The organism is Stenotrophomonas sp. CS3K5, from assembly GCF_059515225.1.
Genome location: NZ_JCAKRX010000006.1, coordinates 77274 through 100924 on the forward strand (window position 1 = coordinate 77274; position 23651 = coordinate 100924).

Annotated in this window: 22 protein-coding genes; 7 read left to right on the forward strand and 15 right to left on the reverse strand. The window is 66.7% G+C overall.

Annotated elements, in window-relative coordinates; translation table 11 throughout:
- Positions 1-38: 38 nt before the first annotated feature.
- Together AC5YGJ_RS10695 and ubiE are read right to left on the reverse strand one after the other, a co-directional pair.
- Complete coding sequence (locus AC5YGJ_RS10695; protein ID WP_496186524.1) at positions 39-1967, reverse strand: M1 family metallopeptidase; 1929 nt, start codon at positions 1965-1967, stop codon at positions 39-41.
- Positions 1968-2104: 137 nt separating this feature from the next.
- Positions 2105-2866, reverse strand: coding sequence for a bifunctional demethylmenaquinone methyltransferase/2-methoxy-6-polyprenyl-1,4-benzoquinol methylase UbiE (ubiE, locus tag AC5YGJ_RS10700; RefSeq protein ID WP_006471026.1), 762 nt, complete (start codon positions 2864-2866; stop codon positions 2105-2107).
- Between the two features lie 79 nt (positions 2867-2945).
- Between ubiE and AC5YGJ_RS10705 the strand changes: the two genes are divergently transcribed.
- The 4 genes from AC5YGJ_RS10705 (at position 2946) to AC5YGJ_RS10720 (ending at position 4753) form a co-directional block, all read left to right on the forward strand.
- The gene (locus tag AC5YGJ_RS10705) at positions 2946-3398 is read left to right on the forward strand and encodes a nucleoside deaminase (RefSeq protein WP_107231974.1); all 453 of its coding nucleotides are present in this window, start codon (positions 2946-2948) and stop codon (positions 3396-3398) included.
- Positions 3399-3597: 199 nt separating this feature from the next.
- Complete coding sequence (locus AC5YGJ_RS10710) at positions 3598-3855, forward strand: hypothetical protein (protein ID WP_475288867.1); 258 nt, start codon at positions 3598-3600, stop codon at positions 3853-3855.
- Positions 3856-3929: 74 nt separating this feature from the next.
- Positions 3930-4256, forward strand: a complete 327-nt coding sequence (locus AC5YGJ_RS10715; RefSeq protein ID WP_107231972.1) for a hypothetical protein — start codon at positions 3930-3932, stop codon at positions 4254-4256.
- A 74-nt stretch (positions 4257-4330) separates the two neighbouring features.
- Positions 4331-4753, forward strand: coding sequence for a low affinity iron permease family protein (locus AC5YGJ_RS10720; RefSeq protein WP_496186525.1), 423 nt, complete (start codon positions 4331-4333; stop codon positions 4751-4753).
- Between the two features lie 83 nt (positions 4754-4836).
- On the opposite strand, the gene smeF is transcribed toward AC5YGJ_RS10720, so the two are convergent.
- The 3 genes from smeF to smeD form a co-directional block, all read right to left on the reverse strand.
- Positions 4837-6237 (reverse strand): multidrug efflux RND transporter outer membrane subunit SmeF, encoded by a 1401-nt coding sequence (gene smeF / locus AC5YGJ_RS10725; protein ID WP_496186526.1) that lies wholly within the window; start codon positions 6235-6237, stop codon positions 4837-4839.
- Between the two features lie 91 nt (positions 6238-6328).
- On the reverse strand, positions 6329-9451 hold the full coding sequence (gene smeE, locus AC5YGJ_RS10730; protein ID WP_496186527.1) for a multidrug efflux RND transporter permease subunit SmeE: 3123 nt from the start codon (positions 9449-9451) through the stop codon (positions 6329-6331).
- A gap of 12 nt (positions 9452-9463) precedes the next feature.
- On the reverse strand, positions 9464-10648 hold the full coding sequence (smeD, locus tag AC5YGJ_RS10735) for a multidrug efflux RND transporter periplasmic adaptor subunit SmeD (RefSeq protein WP_249842813.1): 1185 nt from the start codon (positions 10646-10648) through the stop codon (positions 9464-9466).
- Positions 10649-10856: 208 nt separating this feature from the next.
- Between smeD and smeT the strand changes: the two genes are divergently transcribed.
- Positions 10857-11516, forward strand: coding sequence for an efflux transporter SmeDEF transcriptional repressor SmeT (smeT, locus tag AC5YGJ_RS10740; RefSeq protein ID WP_295572127.1), 660 nt, complete (start codon positions 10857-10859; stop codon positions 11514-11516).
- 81 nt (positions 11517-11597) lie between these two features.
- Here the strand turns inward: smeT and hslU are convergent, their stop codons facing one another.
- The 8 genes from hslU to AC5YGJ_RS10780 form a co-directional block, all read right to left on the reverse strand.
- Positions 11598-12971, reverse strand: a complete 1374-nt coding sequence (gene hslU / locus AC5YGJ_RS10745) for an ATP-dependent protease ATPase subunit HslU (RefSeq protein WP_249842811.1) — start codon at positions 12969-12971, stop codon at positions 11598-11600.
- A gap of 60 nt (positions 12972-13031) precedes the next feature.
- Positions 13032-13583 carry an ATP-dependent protease subunit HslV gene (hslV, locus tag AC5YGJ_RS10750; RefSeq protein ID WP_005411093.1) on the reverse strand — a complete coding sequence of 184 codons (552 nt, stop codon included), beginning with the start codon at positions 13581-13583 and terminating at the stop codon, positions 13032-13034.
- A gap of 85 nt (positions 13584-13668) precedes the next feature.
- Positions 13669-14565, reverse strand: coding sequence for a tyrosine recombinase XerC (gene xerC, locus AC5YGJ_RS10755; protein ID WP_496186528.1), 897 nt, complete (start codon positions 14563-14565; stop codon positions 13669-13671).
- 16 nt (positions 14566-14581) lie between these two features.
- Positions 14582-15256, reverse strand: a complete 675-nt coding sequence (locus tag AC5YGJ_RS10760; protein WP_496186529.1) for a DUF484 family protein — start codon at positions 15254-15256, stop codon at positions 14582-14584.
- Positions 15253-16104, reverse strand: coding sequence for a diaminopimelate epimerase (dapF, locus tag AC5YGJ_RS10765; RefSeq protein ID WP_249842808.1), 852 nt, complete (start codon positions 16102-16104; stop codon positions 15253-15255). The genes AC5YGJ_RS10760 and dapF overlap by 4 nt, the downstream gene beginning before the upstream one ends.
- On the reverse strand, positions 16097-16360 hold the full coding sequence (gene lptM / locus AC5YGJ_RS10770; RefSeq protein ID WP_249842807.1) for an LPS translocon maturation chaperone LptM: 264 nt from the start codon (positions 16358-16360) through the stop codon (positions 16097-16099). The genes dapF and lptM overlap by 8 nt, the downstream gene beginning before the upstream one ends.
- Positions 16361-16429: 69 nt before the next feature.
- On the reverse strand, positions 16430-16852 hold the full coding sequence (locus AC5YGJ_RS10775) for a YbaN family protein (protein ID WP_249842806.1): 423 nt from the start codon (positions 16850-16852) through the stop codon (positions 16430-16432).
- Positions 16853-16906: 54 nt separating this feature from the next.
- Positions 16907-19018, reverse strand: coding sequence for a S9 family peptidase (locus AC5YGJ_RS10780; RefSeq protein WP_309340025.1), 2112 nt, complete (start codon positions 19016-19018; stop codon positions 16907-16909).
- A gap of 144 nt (positions 19019-19162) precedes the next feature.
- On the opposite strand from AC5YGJ_RS10780, the gene AC5YGJ_RS10785 reads away from it, so the two are divergent.
- Entirely contained in the window at positions 19163-20347 is a 1185-nt protein-coding gene (locus AC5YGJ_RS10785; protein WP_496186530.1) for a pyridoxal phosphate-dependent aminotransferase, read from the forward strand.
- A gap of 47 nt (positions 20348-20394) precedes the next feature.
- Here the strand turns inward: AC5YGJ_RS10785 and AC5YGJ_RS10790 are convergent, their stop codons facing one another.
- Positions 20395-22491, reverse strand: coding sequence for a prolyl oligopeptidase family serine peptidase (locus tag AC5YGJ_RS10790; protein WP_496186531.1), 2097 nt, complete (start codon positions 22489-22491; stop codon positions 20395-20397).
- A 69-nt stretch (positions 22492-22560) separates the two neighbouring features.
- The gene (locus AC5YGJ_RS10795) at positions 22561-22884 is read right to left on the reverse strand and encodes a hypothetical protein (RefSeq protein ID WP_249842802.1); all 324 of its coding nucleotides are present in this window, start codon (positions 22882-22884) and stop codon (positions 22561-22563) included.
- A gap of 128 nt (positions 22885-23012) precedes the next feature.
- Between AC5YGJ_RS10795 and AC5YGJ_RS10800 the strand changes: the two genes are divergently transcribed.
- Complete coding sequence (locus tag AC5YGJ_RS10800) at positions 23013-23615, forward strand: lipocalin family protein (protein WP_249842801.1); 603 nt, start codon at positions 23013-23015, stop codon at positions 23613-23615.
- Positions 23616-23651 lie beyond the last annotated feature (36 nt).

Below are 23651 nucleotides of genomic sequence, written 5' to 3' on the forward strand. Positions count from 1 at the left end.
GCAATGCCAGGTTGCCGGCCAGCGGCCGGCACTACCGTTTACTTGGCTTCAGCCTTGGCCAGCATGTCCTGCACCGAGGCGGTGGTGATCGGGTGGTAGCCAGGCTTGGCCTTTTCGAAGGCCTGCTTGGCCAGCTCCAGACCCTTCGGGGTCTTCACCAGTTCGGCGTAGATCGGCATGATCAGCTTGCGACGGCCGACGCGCTCGATGAATGCAGCCGCGCCTTCATTGGCCTGCTCGTAGCCGCTGCGGATCGCCAGCGGGTACCAGCGCATGGCGATCTCGCCATTCGGGGTGCCGGTGAAGTGGAAGGCCTTGTCCAGCGTGGCCAGCTTGTCCAGCGGCTGGGTGGCGCCCAGGCCGTCGATGAAGCGCACCCATTCCTGCGTGCTCCAGTCGGCGATGACCTGGCTGCTCGGCACGGTGCCGGCGCTGGCAAAGGCGATGCGCGCGGTATCGACGCTGCTGAAGTTGCGCGACTGCGCCTTGGTGGCGAAGGCCGGAATGCCCGGCTCGTCCAGCCATGCCTTCAGCTCGGCCTCGGTCACTGCCGACGGATTCTTCGGCAGCAGGTTCTTCTTCATGTAGTCGACGAACTGGTCGGTGTTCGCGCTCTGGAAGGCATGGTCATCGAACCAGCCACGCAGGAACGGGTCGAAGGTCTCGCGGCCGAAGCGCTGTTCCAGGAACTCCAGGAACCACGAACCCTTGACGTAGGCGACCTGGCTGAGGGCTTCGTCGGGGTCGCGCTCGTTCAGCGGCGGCAGCGCCAGCGCCTGGTCGGCCGGGCTCATGTCCTTCACTTCGGCCAGCAGATCGGTCTGATCGATCTGCTTTTCCATCTCGGCCATCTCCTTGCCGTACAGGGCTTCGGTGATGCGGCCCTGGACGTAGGTGGTGAAGCCTTCGTTCAACCAGATGTCCTTCCAGCTGGCGTTGGTCACCAGGTTGCCCGACCAGCTGTGCGCCAGTTCGTGGGCGACCAGCGAAACCAGCGACTTGTCGCCGACGATCACGGTCGGGGTGGCGAAGGTCAGGCGCGGGTTTTCCATGCCGCCGAACGGGAACGACGGCGGCAGCACCAGCATGTCGTAGCGGCCCCAGCGATATTCGCCGTACAGCTTCTCGGCAGCACCGATCATCTTTTCGGTGTCTTCGAATTCCTTGGCCGCCTTGTTGACCATGGTCGGCTCGGCCCAGACGCCGGAACGGCCGGAGATCGGCTCGAACACCAGGTCACCGGCGGCGATGGCCAGCAGGTACGACGGAATCGGCTGCGGCATCTTGAAGGTGTAGTCACCGTCACGCGCGGCCTTGGGATCGTTGTCGGCGCTCATCAGCACCATCACGTCCGGGCGCGAGACCACGTGCGCGCTGTAGGTGAAGCGCACGCTCGGGGTGTCCTGCAGCGGCACCCACGAACGGGCGTGGATGGCCTGCGACTGGCTGAACATGAAGGGCAGCTTCTTGCCCTCGGTCATCGACGGCGCCAGCCACTGCAGGCCCGAGGCGGTCGGCGCGGTGTGGTAGCTCACTTCCACCTTGGCCGGCTGTTCCGGGGCCTCGATGGTCAGCTTGCTGCCGAACACCTTGTCGACCGGGGCCAGCTCGAACTTCAGCGGGCTGCGCGCGCCATCGGCGGCGACGGCCTCGACCTTGGACACGGTCAGCTCGCGGGTGTCGAGCACCAGCTGCTTGGCGTCCTTCTGCTTCCATTCCAGGGTGTAGGTGGCGGTGCCGCCGATCTGCTTCTGGTCGAAGTCCAGCTTCAGATCCAGCGCGATGTCCTTGATGACGACCTTGTCCGGCTCGGCGTACGAGCTCTCGTCGTGGCTGCGGTTCTCGGCGTTCACGGGGGCGGCAGGGGCCTTTTCGGCAGTCGGAGCGGCGGCGGGCGCGGCCGCCTCCTGGGAGCAGCCGGCGGCCAGGGCCACGGCCAGCGGAAGGAGGATCAGCGGATTACGCATGAATCGGGACCGTTACGGGGATCAAACCCCAATGGTACCTCCGTCCGGCCCCGCAGGCGTTGCGCGGTGCGGGGTAATGGCGGGCACAGCGCCGGTGGTGCCGGCCGCTGGCCGGCAACCCCGTCGCCCGGCAAGGCTTACAGCTTGTAGCCGGAGTGGATCGAGACGATGCCGCCGGTCAGGTTCTTGTAGTGGCAGCGCTCGAACCCGGCCTGCCCCATCATCGCCTTCAGTTCGTCCTGCGGCGGGTGCTTGCGGATGCTCTCGGCCAGGTACTGGTAGCTGTCCGAATCGTTGGCAAACAGCTTGCCCAGCTTCGGCAGGATCCTGAACGAGTGGAAGTCGTAGATCGGCTTGAACCAGTCGGCAGTGACCTCGGAGAACTCCAGCACGCGGGCCTGGCCGCCCACCTTCAGCACGCGGTACATCTCGCGCAGGCCGGCGTCCTTGTCGGTCACGTTGCGCAGGCCGAAGGCGATGGTGACCAGATCGAAGCTGTTGTCCGGGAACGGCAGGGCTTCGGCATTGCACTGCACGTAGTCCAGGCCGAGCACCAGGCCGCGGTTGGTCAGGCGGTCGCGGCCGACCGACAGCATGCCGGCGTTGATGTCGCCCAGCACCACCGAGCCCTCGGCGCCGACGCGCTCCTTCAGCAGCGCGGCGATGTCACCGGTGCCGCCGGCCAGGTCGAGCACGCGGTCGCCCGGCTTCACCTGCGCGGTGGCCACGTAATAGCGCTTCCACGCCCGGTGCACGCCCAGGCTCATCAGGTCGTTCATCAGGTCGTAGTTGCGCGCGACCGAGGTGAACACCTGCCCGACCAGCTTCTGCTTGTCCTTGGCGGCGACGTCGCGGAACCCGAAATGGGTGGTACCGGCTTTGTAGGGGGATTCGCTCATGGACCGATTATCGCACCGCCGGGAGCCAGCGGCACCCCCTGCCCGTATCATGGCCAGCCACGACTTACCGGAGCCCCGCATGATCACCACGCCCGACTACCAGGCCCTGCTGCAGACCGCCATTGCCGAAGCCCGCCAGGGCCTGGCCGAAGGCGGCGTGCCTATCGGCGCGGCGCTGTACCACAACGACGGCCGCCTGCTCGGCTGCGGCCACAACCGCCGCGTGCAGGAAGGCGACCCATCGGTGCACGGCGAAACCGATGCCTTCCGCAAGGCCGGCCGCCAGCGCCGCTACCAGGACACCATCATGGTCACCACGCTGGCGCCGTGCTGGTACTGCTCGGGCCTGGTGCGCCAGTTCAACATCGGCACCGTGGTGGTGGGCGAATCGCGCACCTTCCAGGGCGGCATCGACTGGCTGCGTGGCAACGGTGTCAACGTGATCGACCTGGACAGCCAGGAATGTGTCGATCTGCTCGGTGGTTTCATTGCGCAGCATCCGGAGATCTGGAACGAAGACATCGGCGAATGAGCACCGCGCAGTGTGCTGTTGAATCCGCTTAATGAACCCTTCAGCGCCGGCACAGCCTTGTGCCGGCAGCGTCTTCGCCCGGTGATGTGCACCAGCGCACAGTCATCTGCAGGCGTTGCACACGCACCGCTAACATGCCGCCCAGCGGGGACGCCTACGGTGAGGTGACCGGGGCCCCCTGTCCCGGCGGAGCCAGCCCATGTGCGCGCACGCCGTCTGTCCCCTGCCCGAGCCGGCCCTGGCCGGCATCCGCGAACGATTGATGCAGCAGTTCGTCCTGTATCGCAGCAGCGCCGCCTTCTGGAGCGCGTTCCAGGGCATGCAGGAGGAAGTCACCCGCGATCACCCGCGCGATCACGTGCGGCTGTGCAACGCGATGGCCGACATGGCCCAGGAGCTCGGCGCAGTGCCGCAGGCCCAGCTGATCGATGGCAACACCGGCTGCACGCCGCGCTGACGCGGCATGCACCGGTGCCTACGCCACACTGCGATCACCCCCCACTCCCATCCACCTCAACCGATTGGATCGTCATGCACGCTGAAGTCCCCGCCATTCCCCCGGTCATCAATGTCGACGCCGAACTTGACCACTGGCGCCGCCAGCATGCCGACGGCGCGCTGCCGCACAACTCGTTCGGTTCCTACGTGCCGTGGATCAAGTTCGCCTGCGATTCGCTGATTACCCAACCGCGCGCCAGCAATGCCCAGCGCGATGAGATGTTCCAGACCCAGTACGCGCTGCAGATCATGCCGCGGCTGAGCGAAGCCCAGGCACGCGAGTTCGTCGACCGCTGCTGGCAGCATGTGTACCAGACCAGCCGCGTGCGCCTGCAGGACGCCCCGCGCCTGCGCGCCTGAGTCTCACCCGGGACTGCACGGCGTCTGCACGAGGCACTGCCGATCATCCTCGTCACCTGAGTGGGACGACGGCGATGAAAGCAAGGAACCTGTTCAACACGATCGCCAAGAAGGCGGCAAGCGCCACCGGTTCGCCATGGACCTTCCTGGCGGCGGTGGCGATCGTGGTGGTGTGGGGCGTGACCGGCCCGCTGTTCCACTTCAACGACACCTGGCAGCTGGTGATCAATACCGGCACCACCATCATCACCTTCCTGATGGTGTTCCTGATCCAGCACACGCAGAACGCAGATACCGCGGCGATGCAGATCAAGCTGGACGAGCTGATCCGGGCCACTGCCGAAGCCAACAACGAGCTGCTGGACCTGGAAGAGATGGACGAGGAGCGGCTGGAGGAGATCCGCGCCGAGTACGAGCGCATGGCGCGCGAAGCCGGCGACGCACTGGATCGCGTGCGCGCCTGCCGGGCGGCCCCGCGCGATGATGAAGCGGTGTAAACCTACCAGCCGGTAGTATCGGCCGCTGGCCGGCAGATGCGCGATCTCCGATGATCCAACGCGTTGCCAGCCAGCGGCCGGCACTACCCGCGTTCGTGCCAGCCGCCGCCCAGCACCTTGTACAGGGTGATGCGGTTGGCCTGCTGCGCCAGCTTCGCCTGCAGCTGCGTCTGCTGCGCGCTGTAGGCGGTACGCCGTGCATCGAGCAGGGTCACGAAGCTGTCCAGGCCGGCGTCGTAACGCGCCTGCGACAGACGGTTGGCCTGCTCGGCCGCGTCGACCAGACGCGCCTGGGCCCCCACCTGCTCGTCCAGGCTGACGTTCAACGCGAGTGCATCGGCGGTCTCGCGGAAACCGACCTGGATCGCCTTCTCATACTGTGCCAGCGCGATATCACGATCGGCGTTGGCGATGGCCAGGTTGGCGCGCAGCTTGCCGCCCTGGAAGATCGGCAACGTGATCTTCGGCAGGAAACTCCACACGCGCGTGCCGCTGTCGAACAGGTTGGACAGTTCATTGGAGCCGCTGCCGATGCTGCCGGTCAGCGAGATGCTCGGGAAGAACGCCGCGCGCGCCGCACCGATGTTGGCGTTGGCCGCCAGCAGCTGGTGTTCGGCGGCCATGATGTCCGGGCGCTGCAGCAGCACGTCGCTGGGCAGGCCAGCCGGCGGCGGTGCCAACGCCAGCAGTTGCGGCTCGATGTTGTCGGGCAGCAGCGCCGGGTCGAGCTGGCCACCGGCCAGCAGGGCCAGCGCATTGCGGTCCTGGGCCAGTTGCCCGCGCAGGCGCGCGGCATCCGTGCGCGCGGTTTCCACCAGCGTGCGGGTCTGGGTCAGCTCCAGCGCTGAACTGCCACCGCGTTCGTGGCGGGCTTCGGCCAGGCGCAGCGAGTCCTCGTAGGTCTTCAGCGTGGCCTCGGCGATCTTCAGCTGCTGCGCGTCGGCCCCGTAGGTCAGCCACGCGGTGGCGGTCTCGGCCACCAGGCTCAGCTGCGCGTTGCGGCGGTTGGCGGCCACGGCGAAATACTGCTGCAGAGCGGCCTCGCTGAGGTTGCGCACGCGACCGAACAGGTCCAGCTCGAACTCGGCCACGCCGACACCGGCGCTGAACTGCTCGGTGACCCCGGCGTCGGTGCCCTGCCGCTGCATCTGGCCGGTCACTGCCACGCCGGGCACACGGTCGGCGCGCTGCACGCGGTACTGGCCACGCGCGCGCTCGACATTGAGCACGGCCACGCGCAGATCGCGATTGTTCTGCAGCGACTGGTCGATCACCTGCTGCAGGCGCGCATCGGTGAAGAAGTCGCGCCAGCCGACGGTGGCGACATCGGCCACCTGGCCCTGCGCAGCTACAGCCGGCCACTGCGCCGGAATCGCCGGGGCGACGGCGGTGTCTTTCGGCACCAGGGTGGAGCAGCCGGCCAGCGCAAGCGCGGCGGTGATGGAAAGGAACAGGGATGCACTTTTCATGGGAATGACTTCCATCGGTACTGCCGGAAGGCAGGAGGTGATGCCGGCCAGCGGCCGGCACTACCGTTTCGATAACGCCAGCCCGGGGCCGGCGCGACCGTTTCGATTACGTCGTGGATTTGCGCTTGAACACGCGCTGCACCACCACGAAGAACAGCGGCACGAAGAACACGCCGAGCACGGTGCCGACGATCATGCCGCCGAGCACGCCGGTGCCGATCGCCTGCTTGGCACCGGAGCCGGCACCGGTGGAGATCGCCAGCGGAACCACGCCCATGCCGAAGGCCAGCGAGGTCATCACGATCGGACGCAGGCGGTCGCGCACGGCATGCATGATCGATTCGATCAGGCCAGCGCCCTTCTCCAGGTTTTCCTTGGCGAACTCGACGATCAGGATCGCGTTCTTGCTGGTCAGGCCCACCGTGGTCAGCATGGCCACCTGGAAGTAGATGTCGCGTTCCAGGCCCTTGAAGGTGTTGGCCAGCACCGCGCCGAGAATACCCAGCGGAGCGGCCAGCAGCACCGCGGTCGGCACGCTCCAGCTTTCGTACATCGCGGCCAGGCACAGGAACACGATCATCAGCGACAGCGTGTACAGCAGCGGCGTCTGCGAGCCGGCCTGGCGTTCCTGGTAGGACATCGCCGTCCACTCGATGCCGAAGCCTGCCGGCAGCTGCTTGGCCAGCTGTTCGATCTCGGCCATGGCATCACCGGAGGCGACACCCGGGGCCGGTTCGCCCTGGATTTCCATCGCCGACACACCGTTGTAGCGTTCCAGGCGCGGCGAACCGTAGTCCCAGCGCTTGCTGGCGAACGCACTGAACGGCACCATCTCGCCCTTGTCGTTCTTCACCGACCAGAGATCGAAGTCCTCCGGCACCATGCGGAACGGCTGGTCGGCCTGCACGAACACGCGCTTGACGCGGCCGCGATCGACGAAGTCATCGATGTACGAGCTGCCCCACGCGGCGGCCAGGGTGCCGTTGATCTGGTCGATCGACAGCCCCAGCGAGGTCGCCTTGGCCGCATCGATATCGATACGGAACTGCGGCGTGTCTTCCTGGCCGTTCGGGCGCACGTTGGCCAGCTTCTTGCTGCCGGCGGCGAGGCCGAGCAGCTGGTTGCGCGCAGCCACCAGCGCCTCGTGCCCCTGGCCACTGTTGTCCTTCAGGAAGAAGGTGTAACCCGAAGCGGTACCCAGCTCCGGAATGGCCGGCGGCGGGAAGGCGAAGATGAAGGCATCCTTGATCTGGCCCAGCGCCGCCATCGCGCGACCGGTGATCGGCATCACGCCGTTGTCGGCGTCACGCTCGCTCCAGTCCTTGAGCTTGACGAAGGCCATACCCGCGTTCTGGCCCATGCCGGCGAAGCTGAAGCCCTGCACCGAGAACACCGAATCCACCGCATCCTTTTCGTTCTGCAGGAAGTGGTTTTCCAGTGCCTGGATCGACTCGAGCGTGCGTTCCTGGGTGGCACCGACCGGTGCCTGCACCAGCGCCATCAGCACGCCCTGGTCTTCGTTGGGCAGGAACGAGCTGGGCAGGCGCACGAACAGCACGCCCATCAGCACGAACAGCGCCGCCACGATGCCCATGAACCGCCACGGACGGTGGATGATGCCGCGCACGCCGCGCTGGTAGCTTTCGCTGGTGCGGTCAAAGCCGCGGTTGAAGCCGTTGAAGAAGCGACCGGCCAGGCCACGGTGGGCGACGTGGTGCTCGCCCTTCTTCAGCGGCTTGAGCATGGTCGCACACAGCGCCGGGGTCAGCACGATCGCCACCAGCACCGACAACGCCATCGCCGAGACGATCGTGGCCGAGAACTGCCGGTAGATCACGCCGGTGGAGCCGCTCATGAAGGCCATCGGCACGAACACCGCCGACAGTACCAGGCCGATGCCCACCAGCGCGCCGGTGATCTGGCCCATCGACTTGCGGGTGGCCTCCAGCGGCGACAGTCCTTCCTCGGACATGATGCGCTCGACGTTCTCCACCACCACGATGGCATCGTCCACCAGCAGACCGATGGCCAGCACCATCGCGAACATGGTCAGCATGTTCACCGAGAAGCCGAGCATGGCCAGCACGCCGAAGGTACCCAGCAGCACCACCGGTACGGCGATGGTCGGGATCAGGGTGGCGCGGAAGTTCTGCAGGAACAGGTACATCACCACGAACACCAGCACGATCGCTTCGATCAGGGTCTGCACCACGCCCTTGATCGACACGCGCACGAACGGCGTGGTGTCGTATGGAATCTCCGCTTTCAGCCCGGCCGGGAAGAAGCTCTTCATGTCTTCCAGCGCGGCGTCCACGCCGGCGGCGGTATCCAGCGCGTTGGCGCCGGTGGCCAGAGTGACTGCCAGGCCGCTGGCCGGCTGGCCGTTGTAGCGGGTGACGAAGTCGTAGGATTCGGCACCCAGCTCGACGCGGGCCACGTCACCCAGGCGCAACTCGGCACCGTCCTGCGCACCGCGCACGATGATGTTGCGGAACTGTTCGGGGGTCTGCAGGCGCGACTGCGCGTTGATGGTGGCGTTGAGCTGCTGGCCCTTCACCGACGGCGCACCGCCGAGCTGACCGATCGCCACCTGCGCGTTCTGGGCCTTCACCGCTGCGGTCACTTCCGCAACCGACAGCCCGTAGGTGTGCAGCTTGTTCGGGTCCAGCCAGATACGCATGGCGTACTTGCCACCGAACACCTGGATGTTGCCCACGCCCGGCACGCGGCTCAGACGATCAACGACATTGGAACCGACATAGTCGGCGATGTCGTTGGCGTCCATGCTGCCGTCCTCGGACACGAACGCGATGACGTTCAGGAAGCCCGAGCTGGACTTGGCCACGTTGATGCCCTGCCGCTGCACTTCCTGCGGCAGCAGCGGCATGGCCAGCTGCAGCTTGTTCTGCACCTGCACCTGGGCGATGTCCGGGTTGGTGCCGCTCTCGAAGGTCAGGGTAATGGTGGCCTGGCCGTTGGACGAGCTGTTGGAGGAGAAGTAGATCAGGCCATCAAGGCCCTTCATGTTCTGCTCGATGATCTGCGTCACCGAGTCCTCGACCACCTTGGCCGATGCACCCGGGTAGGTGGCGCTGATTTCCACCGCCGGCGGCGCGACGTTGGGGTACATCGAGACCGGCAGCTTGAACAGGGCCAGGCCGCCGGCGAGCATGATGATGATGGCGATGACCCACGCGAAGATGGGTCGATCGATGAAAAAGCGTGCCATGGGGTTCTCCGCTTACTTCGCGTCGCCGGCCGGGGCGGCAGGCTGGGCGGCGGCAGCCGGCTTGGCCGGTGCTGTGCCCTTCTCGGTGGCCTTGACCGGCATGCCAGGGCCGATCTTCTGCAGGCCTTCGACGATGACCTTGTCGCCGGCCTTCAGGCCGTCCTCGACCAGCCACTTGTCGCCGACCGTGCGGCTGACCTTGACCGGGCGCACTTCGACCTTGTTGTCCTTGCCGACCACCATCGCGGTGGTGTCGCCCTTCGGATCGCGCGCGATGCCCTGCATCGGTACCAGCACGGCGTCGCTGCGCACGCCGCCGCCGATCACCGCACGAACGTACATGCCCGGCATCAGCAGGCCGTCCGGGTTGTCCACCTTCACGCGCAGCGCGAAGCTGCCGGTGGCTGGATCGACGCTGACTTCGGAGAACTCCAGCGAGCCCTTGTGCTCGAAGGTGCTGCCATCTTCCATCAGGATGCTGACCGGCAGCGTCTGGTTGTCCTGCAGGCGACCGGCGGCCAGTTCACGGCGCAGCTGCAGCAGCTCGGCCGAGGACTGGGTCAGGTCGACATAGATCGGGTCCAGCTGCTGCACGGTGGCCAGTGCCGTGGCCTGGCCTGCGCTGACCAGCGCACCCTGGGTGACGCTGGACTTGCCGATGCGGCCGCTGATCGGCGCGGTGATGCGGGCGTAGCCGAGGGTGACGTTGGCCGCATCCAGCGAGGCCTTGGCGGCGCCGACGTCGGCCTCGGCCTGCTTCTGCGCAGCCACGGCGTTTTCCAGATCCTGCTGGCTGACCGCATCGACCTTGGCCAGCTCGGTGATGCGCTTGGCGCTCAGGCGGGCGGCATTGGCGGTGGCTTCGGCGCGGGCCAGCTGGGCACGGGCGCTGTTGGCCTGAGCGCGGTAGCTGGCGTCCTCGATCTGGTACAGCGGCTCGCCGGCCTTGACCATGCCGCCTTCGGTGAACAGGCGCTTGGCGACGATACCGTTGACCTGCGGGCGCACTTCGGCGACCAGGAAGGCGTTGGTGCGGCCCGGCAGTTCGCGGGTCAGGCCCACGGTCTCGGACTTCAGCGTGACCACGGTGACGTCGCCCGGGCCCTGCTCGGGGGCCTGGGGTTGGCCGCCGCAGGCAGCCACGGCCGCGGCGATGGCCAGCGACAGCGCGATGGGTCGGATTCGGCTCAGCAACATGACGGAAAGGCTCTCAGGGGAAGGAATCTCAAAACGCGCTGATACGGGCCGAAAGCGCCAGCAGGCAACGCTCACCGGCGGGGAGCAGCAGCCGGCAACGGCCTGCCACGCACACGGCGGGAATGATGGGACGGAAATATACATACATGCGTGTTTGTTTGTAAACCGGTACAATTCAGCCACGTTTCACCCGCACTCGTACCCACCCATGGCCCGTAAGACCAAAGAGGACACCCAGGCAACCCGGGAAGGCATCCTTGACGCCGCCGAAGCCTGCTTCCATGAACACGGCGTGGCCCGTACCACGCTGGAGATGATCGGTGCCCGCGCCGGCTATACCCGCGGCGCGGTCTACTGGCACTTCAAGAACAAGGGCGAGGTGCTGGCCGCGATCGTCGAGCGCGTGCACCTGCCTTTCATGCAGGAACTGGAGCGCACCGCCAGCGACCAGCGCGACACGCCGGTGCATGACCTGCGCGCGGTGATGATCCACTCGTTCATCGAGCTGTCCGAGGATGAGCGCCTGCGCAAGACCATGGAAATCATGCTGCGAAGCGATGCCTCGGCCGATACCAAGGTGCTGACCGAACTGCAGCAGGCGGGGTTCCGCGATGCGCTGGAGCGGATGGAGCGCGCCCTGCGCCGCGCAGGCGACCTGGGCCAGCTGCGCGACGGTGCCGACCCGAAGATCGCTGCGCGCATGCTGCACGCGACGATCCTGGGCGTGCTGCACGGCGCGATGGTCGAGCCGGACCTGATGGACCTCAAGCGCGACGGCATGCTCGCGCTGGACATGACTCTGGCCGCCTACGTGAAGGACGGCGTGTTCGTGCCGGGCACGGTGCCCGAGCCACTGCCGGAAGCGTGAGGGCACCGGGGTCAGGGCCCTCGCCAGGGCGAGGGATCCGACCCCTCAAACAAGAAGGCCGCCTTTCGGCGGCCTTCTGCATTACAGGATGTAGCGGCTCAGGTCCGGGTCCTGTACCAGCTCACCCAGGTGCGCGTCGACGTAGGCGCTGTCGATCGCCAGGGTTTCGCCATCGCGGTCCGGCGCCTCATAGCTGAGCGAATCCAGCAGGCGCTCCAGCACGGTGTGCAGGCGGCGCGCACCGATGTTTTCCTGGCGCTCGTTCACCTGGAAGGCGATCTCGGCCAGGCGCTCGATGGCATCGGCGGTGAAGCTGACCTTGACGCCTTCGGTGGCCAGCAGCGCTTCGTACTGCTTGGTGAGCGCGGCCTTCGGTTCGGTCAGGATGCGCACGAAGTCGCCCTTGCTCAACGCGCCCAGCTCCACGCGGATCGGGAAACGACCCTGCAGTTCCGGAATCAGGTCGCTGGGCTTGGCCAGGTGGAACGCACCAGAGGCGATGAACAGGATGTGGTCGGTCTTGATCGTGCCGTACTTGGTCGACACGTTGGAACCTTCCACCAGCGGCAGCAGGTCGCGCTGCACGCCTTCGCGCGACACATCGCCACCACCCACGTTGTCACCACGCTTGGCGACCTTGTCGATCTCGTCGATGAACACGATGCCGTGCTGCTCGCAGGCTTCGATCGCCGCAGTGCGAATGTCGTCCTCGTTGACCAGCTTGCCGGCCTCTTCTTCCACCAGCAGCGGGCGTGCGGCCCTGATGGTCAGCGTGCGCTTGTGCGCCTTGGCGCCGCCACCGAGGTTGGCGAACATCGACTTAAGCTGCTGCCCCATTTCCTCCATGCCCGGCGGGGTCATGATGTCCATGCTCACGTTCGCGGCCAGGTCGAGCTCGATCTCGCGCTCGTCCAGTTCGCCATTGCGCAGCATCTTGCGGAACTTGATGCGGGTCTCGTTGTCCTGCGCCGACGGCTCGTTGCGCGCCACTTCCGGATCGAAACCGATGCCGCCGCTGCGGCGCGGCAGCAGCGCATCGAGGATGCGGTCTTCGGCGCGCTCTTCGGCCTGGGTACGCACGCGCACCTTGGCCTGTTCGCGATAGAGCTTCACTGCGGTATCAGCCAGGTCGCGGATGATCTGCTCGACGTCCTTGCCGACGTAGCCGACTTCGGTGAAGCGCGTAGCTTCGACCTTCACGAACGGCGCGTTGGCCAGCGTGGCCAGGCGCCGCGCGATCTCGGTCTTGCCGACGCCGGTGGGGCCGATCATCAGGATGTTCTTCGGCATCACTTCATTGCGCAGTTCGGCCGGCAGCTGCATGCGGCGCCAGCGGTTGCGCAGGGCGATGGCCACCGCGCGCTTGGCGTCGTGCTGGCCGACGATGTGCCGGTCCAGCTCCTGCACGATCTCGCGCGGGGTCATGGTGGCGGAGGAAACTTCGATCTTCGACATGGATGTGCTCACGGATTCGTTGTCGGTAGCGCCGGGACATGCCCGGCGGATCGGGAGGCGTTACAGCTCCTCGACCACCACGTTGCGGTTGGTGTAGATGCAGATGTCGCCGGCGATGCCGATCGCTTCGCTGGCGATGGTGCGTGCATCCAGTTCGGTGTGCGCCATCAGCGCGCGGGCGGCCGACAGGGCATACGAACCACCGGAACCGATGGCGATGATGCCGTCCTCCGGCTCGATCACATCGCCGGTGCCGCTGATGATCAGCGAGGTTTCCTTGTCGGCTACCGCCAACAGGGCTTCGAGCTTGCCCAAGCGGCGCTCGGTGCGCCAATCCTTGGCCAGTTCGACCGCGGCGCGCTGCAGCTGGCCGTGCTTCTCCAGCTTGGCCTCGAACAGCTCGAACAGGGTGAAGGCATCGGCGGCGGCACCGGCAAAGCCGGCCAGCACCTGGCCGTCACGGCCAAGGCGGCGCACCTTGCGCGCATTGCCCTTCATCACGGTGTGGCCCAGCGTGACCTGGCCGTCGCCGGCAATGGCCACGTGCTCGCCGCGACGGACGCAGACGATGGTGGTGGCGTGGAAAACGTTGGGGTTCTGACTGGGGTCCATGATGCCTCCGGGGTGACAGAACCAGAGGTGGGGACTGCCCTGCGCCCTTCAAGCCACCTGCGACCGGCTGCCGCAGGGGCAACGTTCAGCTTTCTCCGCTGCCCTCGTTGCTTCTGCGGCGCTTGGCGCGCGGGTGCGCGGCGTCGTAGACCTTGGCCAGGTGCTGGAAATCGAGATGGGTATAGATCTGGGTGGTGGCGATGTCGGCGTGGCCGAGCAGCTCCTGCACGCCGCGCAGATCACCGGACGATTCCAGGATATGGCTGGCAAAACTGTGCCGCAGCATGTGCGGGTGTACGTGCTTGAACAGGCCCTGGCGCTGCGCCAGCTGGCGGATGCGGATCTGCACCGCGCGCTGGCTGATCGGCCCGTTGCGGCCGGGGAACACCGGCGAGGCCGGACCACCACCGCTTTCCGCACGCCACGCCTGCAGCGCTTCGCGTGCCGGCCGCCCGAACGGTACGCGGCGCTGGCGGTTGCCCTTGCCCATCACGTTGACCAGGCCACTGGCGAAATCCAGGTCGCGCCAGGTCAGCGCGCAGACTTCGCTCAGGCGCAGGCCGGAGGAATAGAACAGCTCCAGCAGCGCGCGGTCACGGCGGCCGAGCTCACCTTCCGGTTCCAGCTCGACCAGCTGCACGGCTTCGTCGGCATCGAGCACCTGCGGCAAACGGCGCGGTGCGCGCGGTGCCTTCAGCGTCGCGGCCGGACTCACTTCGATGCGGCCATGCTTGAGCAGCCACGCATAGAAGCTTCGGCAGGCCGACAAACGGCGTTGAAGGCTCTTGGCCGACAGACCGCGCCGGTGCTCATCGGCCACGAACTGGCGCAACGCGTCGGCGTCCAGTGCCTCCACCGCCACACCACGCGGCTCGGCCCACAGCGACAGCGCCTCCAGGTCGCGGCGGTAGGCGTCGAGCGTATGTACCGACATCCGCCGTTCCACCTGCAGGTGCTGCAGGAAGGCCTGTACCGCGCTCATCGCCGTCGGGTCCTGCTCAGCCCGCGAAGCGCTTCAGGCCAGTGGCCAGGGCGTCGCCCATCATGCGCAGGAACAAGGTGCCCATGCCCGGATAGAAGCGGTTCGGGTCGTGGCTGCCGACCGCGATCAGGCCGACGCCCGGCAGCGGCAGCAGTGCGGTGGTCTGCACTTCCTCGCTGCGCGCGCCGTACAGCACCGTGTTCTTTTCCGCCTGCAGGCGGCCGCAGATCGGCTCACCGTCCTTCAGGCAATCGCGGAAAGGCGCCAGCTGCGGATCATCGGCGGCAATCACCTGCAGCCAATCGGCCTGTTCCAGCCCGGCCACCGGCGCGTGCACCACCAGCCGCACCAGGTCACCGGCAAAGTCTTCCTGCAGCGAGGCGGCCATCGCGCGCAGGGTGTCGGCGGCGTTGTCCTGCTTCATCAGCGCCAGGGTCAGCTGATGCGTGCGCACCGCCAGCCGCTCGTTGACCTGGGCGGTCGCGCCCAGGTCGGCCAACCGTCGTGCCAGCTCGCGGTTCTTCTCGCGCAGCACTTCCAGCTGGTAGCTGGCCAGCGACGCGGTCGGGCCGTCATCGCGTGGCACCACCAGGGTCAATGCCAGGTCCGGGAACTGCTTGAGGAACCCCGGATGACGCCGCAACCAGGCAGCGACTTCGTGGGCACCGAGCTTGTCGACGGTTTCGGTCATGCGATCCACTCCCCTTCGAAGACGAATGCGGTCGGGCCGGCCATCACCACCGGCTGCCCATCGCCCGGCCACTGGATGCGCAGGTCGCCACCGGGCAGGCTGATGCGTGCATCGCGCTGCAAGCGGCCGCGCTGCATCAGGGTCACCGCAGCGGCGCAGGCGCCACTGCCACAGGCCAGAGTTTCGCCGACACCGCGCTCGAACACGCGCAGGCGCGCATGTTCCGGGCCCATCACCTGGGCGAAGCCCACATTCACCGAGCGCGGGAACGACGCATGCTGCTGCAGCAGCGCTCCGACGCGCTCGACCGGTGCAGCGTCGATCAGGCCCACCTCGATCACCGCATGCGGGTTGCCCATCGACACCGCGGCGAAGCGCACGCTCTCGCCCTGCAGCGGCAGCAGGTATTCCTCGCGCGCATGGGCGAAGCCCATCAACGGCACATTGGCCGGCTCGAACGCGGGCACACCCATGGTCACCGCGAACTGCCCCCCGCCCAGCACCTTCACTTCATGGCTGGCCAGCGGACTGTCGATGACGAAGGCATCGCCCTGTGCACTGCCCTCGCGCACCAGCCAGGCGGCGATGCAGCGCGCGCCGTTGCCGCACTGTTCGGAATTGGAGCCATCGGCATTCCAGATGCGGTAGGAGGCGACCGAGCCCTCCGCGCGCGGCGCTTCAATGGTCAGGATCTGGTCGCAGCCCACACCGGTATGGCGGTCGGCCAGGCGCGCGGCCAGTTCCGGCGTCGGCGGCGGGGTGCCGTCGCGCAGGTCGATCACTACGAAATCATTGCCTGCGCCGTGCATCTTGCTGAAGCGCAGGGCCGTGGAACCGCTCTTACTCATTCCCGCCGCCCGCCTTCTTCGCCGGCGCCGGCGTCGGTTGCGGTGCCGGCTCCGCGGTCGTAGCCGGGGTGCTGGTGCCTTCGGTCTGCGCCGGGGGCGCCTCGGTGGCGGGCTCGGCCGCCGGTTCAACGGCTTCTTCCACCGGCACCGGCTTCTGCGGCAGTACCAGCGGACCCTTGTTGCCGCAGGCGGCAAGGAACAGCAGCGAGGCCGCTGCCAGCGGAATCAGGAGGACATTTCGATGGGGGATCTTCATGCCCCGAGTATAGCCATTGGTGGCTGAGCGGTTGGTGCAGGGGATCGGGTTGCCGGCCAGCGGCCGGCACTACCGCTCCGGCGGCGGCAGCGGCCGGGTCCACAGCCAGATCGCCACCACCGTCATGCTGCTGATCGAGAACCACTTCACCCAGGCAATCGGCACGCACCACAGCATGATGCCGGCGCACACGGCCATGGTGATCGTGGCCATCCACTTGCCGTAGCGGCTGACCGCGCCATGCGCCTGCCAGTTGGCGATGGCCGGGCCGAAGCGCGGATGCTGCAGCAGCCAGTTGTGCAGTCGTTCGGAACCACGCGAGGCGGCCCAGGCCGAGATCAGGATGAATACGGTGGTGGGAAGGCCCGGCACGAAGATGCCGACGATGCCGGTGCCCAGGCTGACGTAGGCCAGCAGCCACCAGGCCCAGCGGAAACGCACCACGCGCGGCGGCGTGGCGGCATCGCGGGTGACGGGATCAGGTGGGCTCATGGCCGCAAGGATACCGGTTCAGGGTGCCAGGCAATGCCCGGCACCCTGTCGCCATCACGGCTGGGCGATGCCCAGCTGCTGCAGCACGAACGCATACGACTCGGACAACTCGCGGTAGCGCTGGAAGCGCCCGGACTTGCCGCCGTGACCGGCTTCCATGTTGGTGCGGAACAGGATCGGGTAATGGCCGGTGTTGTCGTCACGCAGCTTGGCCACCCACTTGGCCGGCTCCCAGTACTGCACCTGCGAATCCCACAGGCCGGTGCCCACGAACAGTGCCGGGTAGGCCTGCTTCTTTACGTTGTCGTAGGGCGAGTAGGACAGCATGTAGTCGTAGTACGGCTTCTGTTCCGGGTTGCCCCACTCGTCGTACTCGTTGGTGGTCAGCGGAATGGTGGGGTCGAGCATGGTAGTGACCACATCGACGAACGGTACCTGCGCCACCATCACCCGGTAATCCTGCGGCGCCTGGTTGGCCACCGCGCCCATCAACAGGCCACCGGCGCTGCCGCCGGACGCAGCGACGCGGTCCTTCGCCGCCCAGCCCTGCGCCACCAGGCCACGGGTGACGTCGATGAAGTCGTTGAAGGTGTTCTGCTTGTGCAGCAGCTTGCCGTTCTCGTACCAGTCACGGCCCATTTCCTGGCCACCGCGGATATGCGCGATGGCATACACCACGCCGCGGTCGAGCAGGCTCACCGCAGTCTGGTTGAAATACGGGTCCATCGACATGCCGTAGCTGCCATAGGCGTACTGGAACAGCGCGCCCTTGCCATCCTTCTGGTAGCCCTTGCGGTAGACCAGCGACACCGGCACCTTCACGCCATCGCGCGCGGTGATCCAGACGCGGTCGGTTTCGTACTTGCTGGCGTCATAGCCGATCACCGGCTGCACCTTCAGCTGGCGGCGCTCGCCGGTGGCGGTATTCAGTTCGAACACCGTGGTCGGGGTGGTCATCGAGGTATAGACGTAGCGCAGCCACGGCGTATCGGCCTCGGTGTTGTCGCCCAGGCCCATCGAGTACGCCGGCTCATCGGCCTTCACGTAGTCGCTGCGGCCGTCCTTGAACAGCAGGCGGATGCGTTCCAGGCCTTCGGAACGTTCGGCGATGGCGGTGTAGTTGTCGAACAGCTCGAAGCCTTCGATGAACACTGCATTGTCGTGCGCGATCCAGTCCTTCCATTGCGCGCGCGAGGTCGCGTCGGTCGGTGCGGTGACCAGCTTGAAGTTCTTCGCACCGTCGTTGGTACGGATCACCCAGCGGCCATCGTAGTGGTCGGCGTCGTACTCCACATCGCGCTGGCGCGGCGCCAGCACGGTGAACGTGGTCGGGTCGCTGGCCGGCGCATAGCGCTCTTCCGAAGACACCGTGCTGTGTACGCCGATGGTGATGAAGCGATCGTCGCGGGTGCGGCCGATGCCCATGTAGAAGCTGTCGTCCTTCTCTTCGTAGACGACGGTGTCAGCGCTGGCCGGGGTGCCCAGCACGTGCTTCTTGACGCGCACGGTCAGCAGCGTTTCCGGGTCGTTTTCCACGTACAGCACGGTGCGGTTGTCGTCGGCCCAGACCAGGTCGCCGGAACTGCCGGTGATCACATCGGGCAGCACCTGGCCGCTGCGCAGGTCCTTGAAGCGGATCGTGTACTGGCGGCGGCCAACGTCATCATCGGCCCAGGCCAGCAGCTGGTTGTCCTGGCTGACTTCCATCGAGCCGACGTTGAAATAGCCCTTGCCGGCGGCCATCGCGTTGACGTCCAGCAGGATCTCTTCGGCCGCGTCCATGCTGCCCTTGCGGCGCGCATGGATGGGGTAGTCCTGGCCGGTCTCGAAGCGGCTGTAGTACCAGTAGCCGCGCTCGCGCGCCGGCACGCTGGAATCGTCCTGCTTGATGCGGCCGACGATCTCCTTGTACAGCGTGTCCTCCAGCGGCTTGAGCGGCGCCAGCAGCTGGTCGGCGTAGGCATTCTCGGCCTGCAGGTAGGCCAGCATGTCCTTGTTCTCGCGCTTGTCGTCGCGCAGCCAGTAGTAGTCGTCGTTACGGGTCGCACCGAACGGCGCCTTGACCACATGCGGGTGCTTGGCGGCATCCGGCGGAACGGGCGGCGTGGCGGCGGTAGCGGTCGTGGTCATCAGGCTCGCGAGCAACAGGCAGAGGGGGGATTTCATGAAATAAGGCTCCAGGCGCATCAATGCAATGGTCTTCGACGGGGTCAGATCCCTTTTCCCGAAGAGGGATCTGACCCCAATCGCGGCCAAGCGGCAACCCTGCGGATCGTCATGGGTCATGCCGACCGGCGTACCATGGGCTGCATGAGTACCCTGCCCCACACGCCGGGCTACAGCCGGCGCAGCCATGAAATCGCCCCGTTCCACGTGATGTCACTGCTGGCCCGCGCGCAGGCGCTGGAACAGGCCGGCCACGATGTGATCCACCTGGAAATCGGTGAACCGGACTTCACCACCGCCGAACCCATCGTGCGCGCCGGCCAGGCTGCACTGGGCGCCGGCCATACCCGCTACACCGCCGCACGCGGGCTGCCGGCCCTGCGCCAGGCCATCAGCGGCTTCTATCGCAGCCACTACGGGCTGGACATCGACCCCGAACGCATCCTGGTCACCCCCGGCGGCTCCGGCGCGCTGCTGCTGGCCAGCAGCCTGCTGGTCGATCCCGGCCGCCACTGGCTGCTGGCCGACCCCGGCTACCCCTGCAACCGCCACTTCCTGCGCCTGGTCGAAGGCGGCGCGCAGCTGGTGCCGGTCGGGCCGGAGACGGCCTATCAACTCACTCCGTCGCTGATCGAACAGCACTGGAACGCCGACAGCGTGGGCGCGCTGGTGGCCTCGCCGGCCAACCCGACCGGCACCGTGCTGTCGGCCGACGAACTGGCGACCTTGTCGCAGACGCTGCACGCGCGCGGCGGCCACCTGGTGGTGGACGAGATCTATCACGGCCTGACCTATGGACTGGATGCGCCCAGCGTGCTGCAGGTGGATGACAGCGCGTTCGTGCTGAACAGCTTCTCCAAGTACTTCGGCATGACCGGCTGGCGGCTGGGTTGGTTGGTGGCACCGCCGGCGGCCGTGCCCGACCTGGAGAAACTGGCGCAGAACCTGTACATCAGCGCATCGAGCATTGCCCAGCATGCGGCGCTGGCGTGTTTCAGCGAAGAAGCGATGGCGATCTTTGAACAGCGCCGCGAAGCGTTCCGGCAGCGCCGCGATTTCCTGCTGCCCGCGTTGCGCGAGCTGGGATTCCGCATCGAGGTGGAACCGCAGGGTGCGTTCTATCTTTACGCCGATGTCAGCGCCTTCACCGACGACGCGCAGGCATTCTGCGCGCACTTCCTGGAAACAGAGCACGTGGCGTTCACCCCGGGCCTGGATTTCGGCTTCCATCGTGCGAACCAGCATGTGCGGTTGGCGTATACGCAGGAAGTGCCTCGGTTGCAGGAGGCGGTGGCGCGGATTGCGCGCGGGTTGAAGCATTTCCGGTAGCGCCGGCAACGAAAAACGCCGCCCTGGGGCGGCGTTTTCCGTTCTGCTTACTTACCGCCGAGGCGTTCCCACAGGAAGCTGTAGGCCAGCGCCGACATGTGTGCGGCCTGCGCGTTGTTGGCTGCACCGCCGTGACCGCCTTCGATGTTCTCGTAGTAGGTCACGTCCTTGCCGGCGTCGATCATCTTCGCCGCCATCTTGCGGGCATGGCCCGGGTGCACGCGGTCATCGCGGGTGGAGGTGGTGAACAGCACCGGCGGGTAGTTCTTCTTCGCATCGAACAGGTGGTACGGCGAGAAGGTCTTGATGAAGTTCCAGTCGCTGGTGTCCGGATTGCCGTACTCGGCCATCCACGAGGCGCCGGCCAGCAGGTGGCTGTAGCGCTTCATGTCCAGCAGCGGCACCTGCACCACCACCGCACCGAACAGTTCCGGGTACTGGGTGAGCATGTTGCCGGTCAGCAGGCCACCGTTGCTGCCGCCCTGCACGCCCAGGTGCTTGGCGGTGGTGATCTTGCGCTTGACCAGATCGCGTGCCACCGCGGCCATGTCTTCATAGGCCTTGTGGCGGTTCTGCTTCAGCGCCGCCTGGTGCCAGCGCGGGCCATACTCGCCACCGCCGCGGATGTTGGCGACCACGTACACGCCGCCCTTGTCCAGCCAGGCGCGGCCCATGCCACCGGAATAGCTCGGGGTCAGCGAGATCTCGAAGCCGCCGTAGCCGTACAGCAGGGTCGGGTTGGAACCATCGAGCTTCATCGCCTTGTCGTGCACCACGAAGTACGGCACGCGGGTGCCATCCTTGCTGGTGGCGAAGTGCTGCTCGATCACCTTGCCCTTGGCATCGAAGAAGGCCGGCATGGTCTTCAGCGTTTCCGGTGCCTGGCCGATCTCGGCCAGCGCCAGCGTGGTCGGGGTCAGGTAATCGGTGGCGGTCAGCCACACCGCGTCGCTGTCATTGCTGTCCACCGCCGCCACGCCCAGCGTGCCGAAGGCCGGCGCGCCAACGAAGCGGCTGGTCTGCCAGCCATTGGCGCCAGGGGTCAGCACCGACAAGCGGTTCTTGACGTCGTCCAGCACGTTCAGCACCAGGTGGCTCCTGGTCCAGGTGGCGCTGGCCAGCGAGGTGGTCGCGGTCGGGGTGAACAGCACCTCGAAGTCGCGCTTGCCGGCCAGGAAGTCGTCCAGCCTGGTCGCCAGCAGCGAGCCGGACGCGTAGGTCTTGCCGCCGACGGTCCACGGATCACGCAGTTCCAGGGTCAGCCACTGCTTGTGCAGGCCCTTCTCGGCCGAGTTCGGCGCGTCGATCTTGGTCAGCGTGCCATCGTCGCCGCGCAGGTAGAGCTCGTTGTTGTAGAAGGCCAGGGTACGGCTGACAAGGTTGCGCTCGAAGCCCGGGGTGTCATCGTGCATCGCCGCGATGTACATGTCTTCCGGCTTGCCTTCATAGACCACGCTGGCCGAGGCCATCGGCGTGCCGCGCTTCCACAGCTTGGCCATGCGCGGGTAGCCGGAGGTGGTCATCGAGCCGGCACCGAAGTCGGTGTAGACGAACACCGTGTCGCGATCGATCCAGTTCAGGCCACCCTTCGATTCCGGACGGAAGAAGCCATCCTTGATCCAGGTCTTGTTGGCCAGATCGAACTCGCGGGTGACGTCGGCATCGGCACCACCGCGCGACAGCGCGATCAGGCAGCGGCTGTAGTCCGGGCGCAGGCAGTCGGCACCGTGCCAGACCCAGTTCTCACCCTCGGCCTTGTTCAGCGCGTCCAGGTCGAGCACGGTTTCCCACTGCGGCGAGGCCTTGCGGTACTCGGCCAGCGTGGTGCGGCGCCACAGGCCGCGCTCGTGCTGCTGGTCCTTCCAGAAGTTGTAGTAGTAATCGCCGATCTTCTGCACGCCGGGAATCTTGGCGTCGGAGTCGAGCACTTCGCGGATGCTGGTCTCCATCTGCTTGAAGGCCGGGGTCTGCGCCAGGCGCGCCTCGGACTTGGCGTTCTGCTCCTTGACCCAGGACAGCGGCTTGTCGCCGGTGACGTCCTCCAGCCAGGCGTAGCGATCGGTGTCTTCAGCGGCCACGGCGGTTCCCACCGAGGCAGCGGTCATCATGCCGGCCAGCAGGCAGGCGGAAGCGAGTCGTGACATTGCAGCTCCAGGCAGTCATAAGCCGTGGAACGCTAGCACGGAACGTCGCCGCATCCCCTGTGTCGAAGGTCAGGCCGTGGCCGTCGAGCCACGGCGGACACGAGCCGCGCCACGGCCAGGGCGACGCGCCTGTCCACCGGTACGCCGCGCCAGCCGCAGCCACCCCGGGCGCGGCAATGGAAAGCGCAACAGCGCCCACCACGCCACCAGCGGCATGCCCACCAGCCACATCGGCAGCCAGCCGAGCCAGTCGCTGCTGCCACGCGCGGCCGGCCAGACCAGTACCAGGGCCACGCCGGCCAAGGCCACCTGCTGAACGCTGCGCAGCAGGCGTGGGTCGACGCGCTGGCTGACGCGTTCAGTTGCAGGGCGACGAGCGGAACGTGCGGTCATGAGCCTTCTCCGGTAGACAATGCAACACAGCTTGGGCATGTCCCTTCTCACAGGTTGCGACACCATTGACGGATCCCGCACGCACAGTCGACCATGCTCGGGCAAAGCCCATCCGAGCCCGCTCCCGCATGACTTCGATCCGCCCGTTCTGCGCCGTGTTGCTGGCCCTGTCCCTGGCGGCACCCGCCATGGCCGCCAGCGAGCCGCCGTCGCCCCGTACCAGCACCCCGGGTGCGGCTGCCCTGGATGCGCCGATCGACCTCAAGCGGTTCATGGGCACCTGGTATGTGATCGGCCGCGTGCCCAACTTCATCGAACGTGGCCATGTGGCCAGCGTCAACGAATACGAACTGCGCGACACCCACAAGGTCGGCATCACCTACCGCTACCGCGATGGCTTCGGTGAACCGCTGCAGGAAGTGCGCGCCCGCGCCAGCGTCGATCCGGACAGCGGCAACCACGGCTGGCGCACCTGGTTCTACCGTGTCGTGCCGACCCATTCGCGGGTGCTGGAAGTCGCGCCGGACTATTCCTGGGCGCTGATCGGCTACCCGGGCCGTGAGATGGCCTGGATCTTCTCGCGCACCCCGGACATGGACAAGGCGCTGTACAAGGAGCTGGCCGAGCGCCTGCGCGACGAGTACGGCGTGAACACCGACAAGCTCAAGCGCGTGCCGCAGCATCCCGAGCAGGTCGGCAAGCTGGGCTACGAAGTGCCGAACGTGCGTTGATCGCACGTGGGATTGCCGGCCAGCGGCCGGCACTAC

Bases quoted from the DNA above. Each gene is read 5' to 3' on its own strand.
- AC5YGJ_RS10695 (WP_496186524.1), bottom strand. From the start codon at position 1,967: ATGCGTAATCCGCTGATCCTCCTTCCGCTGGCCGTGGCCCTGGCCGCC.
- ubiE (WP_006471026.1), bottom strand. From the start codon at position 2,866: ATGAGCGAATCCCCCTACAAAGCCGGTACCACCCATTTCGGGTTCCGC.
- AC5YGJ_RS10705 (WP_107231974.1), top strand. From the start codon at position 2,946: ATGATCACCACGCCCGACTACCAGGCCCTGCTGCAGACCGCCATTGCC.
- AC5YGJ_RS10710 (WP_475288867.1), top strand. From the start codon at position 3,598: ATGTGCGCGCACGCCGTCTGTCCCCTGCCCGAGCCGGCCCTGGCCGGC.
- AC5YGJ_RS10715 (WP_107231972.1), top strand. From the start codon at position 3,930: ATGCACGCTGAAGTCCCCGCCATTCCCCCGGTCATCAATGTCGACGCC.
- AC5YGJ_RS10720 (WP_496186525.1), top strand. From the start codon at position 4,331: ATGAAAGCAAGGAACCTGTTCAACACGATCGCCAAGAAGGCGGCAAGC.
- smeF (WP_496186526.1), bottom strand. From the start codon at position 6,237: ATGGAAGTCATTCCCATGAAAAGTGCATCCCTGTTCCTTTCCATCACC.
- smeE (WP_496186527.1), bottom strand. From the start codon at position 9,451: ATGGCACGCTTTTTCATCGATCGACCCATCTTCGCGTGGGTCATCGCC.
- smeD (WP_249842813.1), bottom strand. From the start codon at position 10,648: ATGTTGCTGAGCCGAATCCGACCCATCGCGCTGTCGCTGGCCATCGCC.
- smeT (WP_295572127.1), top strand. From the start codon at position 10,857: ATGGCCCGTAAGACCAAAGAGGACACCCAGGCAACCCGGGAAGGCATC.
- hslU (WP_249842811.1), bottom strand. From the start codon at position 12,971: ATGTCGAAGATCGAAGTTTCCTCCGCCACCATGACCCCGCGCGAGATC.
- hslV (WP_005411093.1), bottom strand. From the start codon at position 13,583: ATGGACCCCAGTCAGAACCCCAACGTTTTCCACGCCACCACCATCGTC.
- xerC (WP_496186528.1), bottom strand. From the start codon at position 14,565: ATGAGCGCGGTACAGGCCTTCCTGCAGCACCTGCAGGTGGAACGGCGG.
- AC5YGJ_RS10760 (WP_496186529.1), bottom strand. From the start codon at position 15,256: ATGACCGAAACCGTCGACAAGCTCGGTGCCCACGAAGTCGCTGCCTGG.
- dapF (WP_249842808.1), bottom strand. From the start codon at position 16,104: ATGAGTAAGAGCGGTTCCACGGCCCTGCGCTTCAGCAAGATGCACGGC.
- lptM (WP_249842807.1), bottom strand. From the start codon at position 16,360: ATGAAGATCCCCCATCGAAATGTCCTCCTGATTCCGCTGGCAGCGGCC.
- AC5YGJ_RS10775 (WP_249842806.1), bottom strand. From the start codon at position 16,852: ATGAGCCCACCTGATCCCGTCACCCGCGATGCCGCCACGCCGCCGCGC.
- AC5YGJ_RS10780 (WP_309340025.1), bottom strand. From the start codon at position 19,018: ATGAAATCCCCCCTCTGCCTGTTGCTCGCGAGCCTGATGACCACGACC.
- AC5YGJ_RS10785 (WP_496186530.1), top strand. From the start codon at position 19,163: ATGAGTACCCTGCCCCACACGCCGGGCTACAGCCGGCGCAGCCATGAA.
- AC5YGJ_RS10790 (WP_496186531.1), bottom strand. From the start codon at position 22,491: ATGTCACGACTCGCTTCCGCCTGCCTGCTGGCCGGCATGATGACCGCT.
- AC5YGJ_RS10795 (WP_249842802.1), bottom strand. From the start codon at position 22,884: ATGACCGCACGTTCCGCTCGTCGCCCTGCAACTGAACGCGTCAGCCAG.
- AC5YGJ_RS10800 (WP_249842801.1), top strand. From the start codon at position 23,013: ATGACTTCGATCCGCCCGTTCTGCGCCGTGTTGCTGGCCCTGTCCCTG.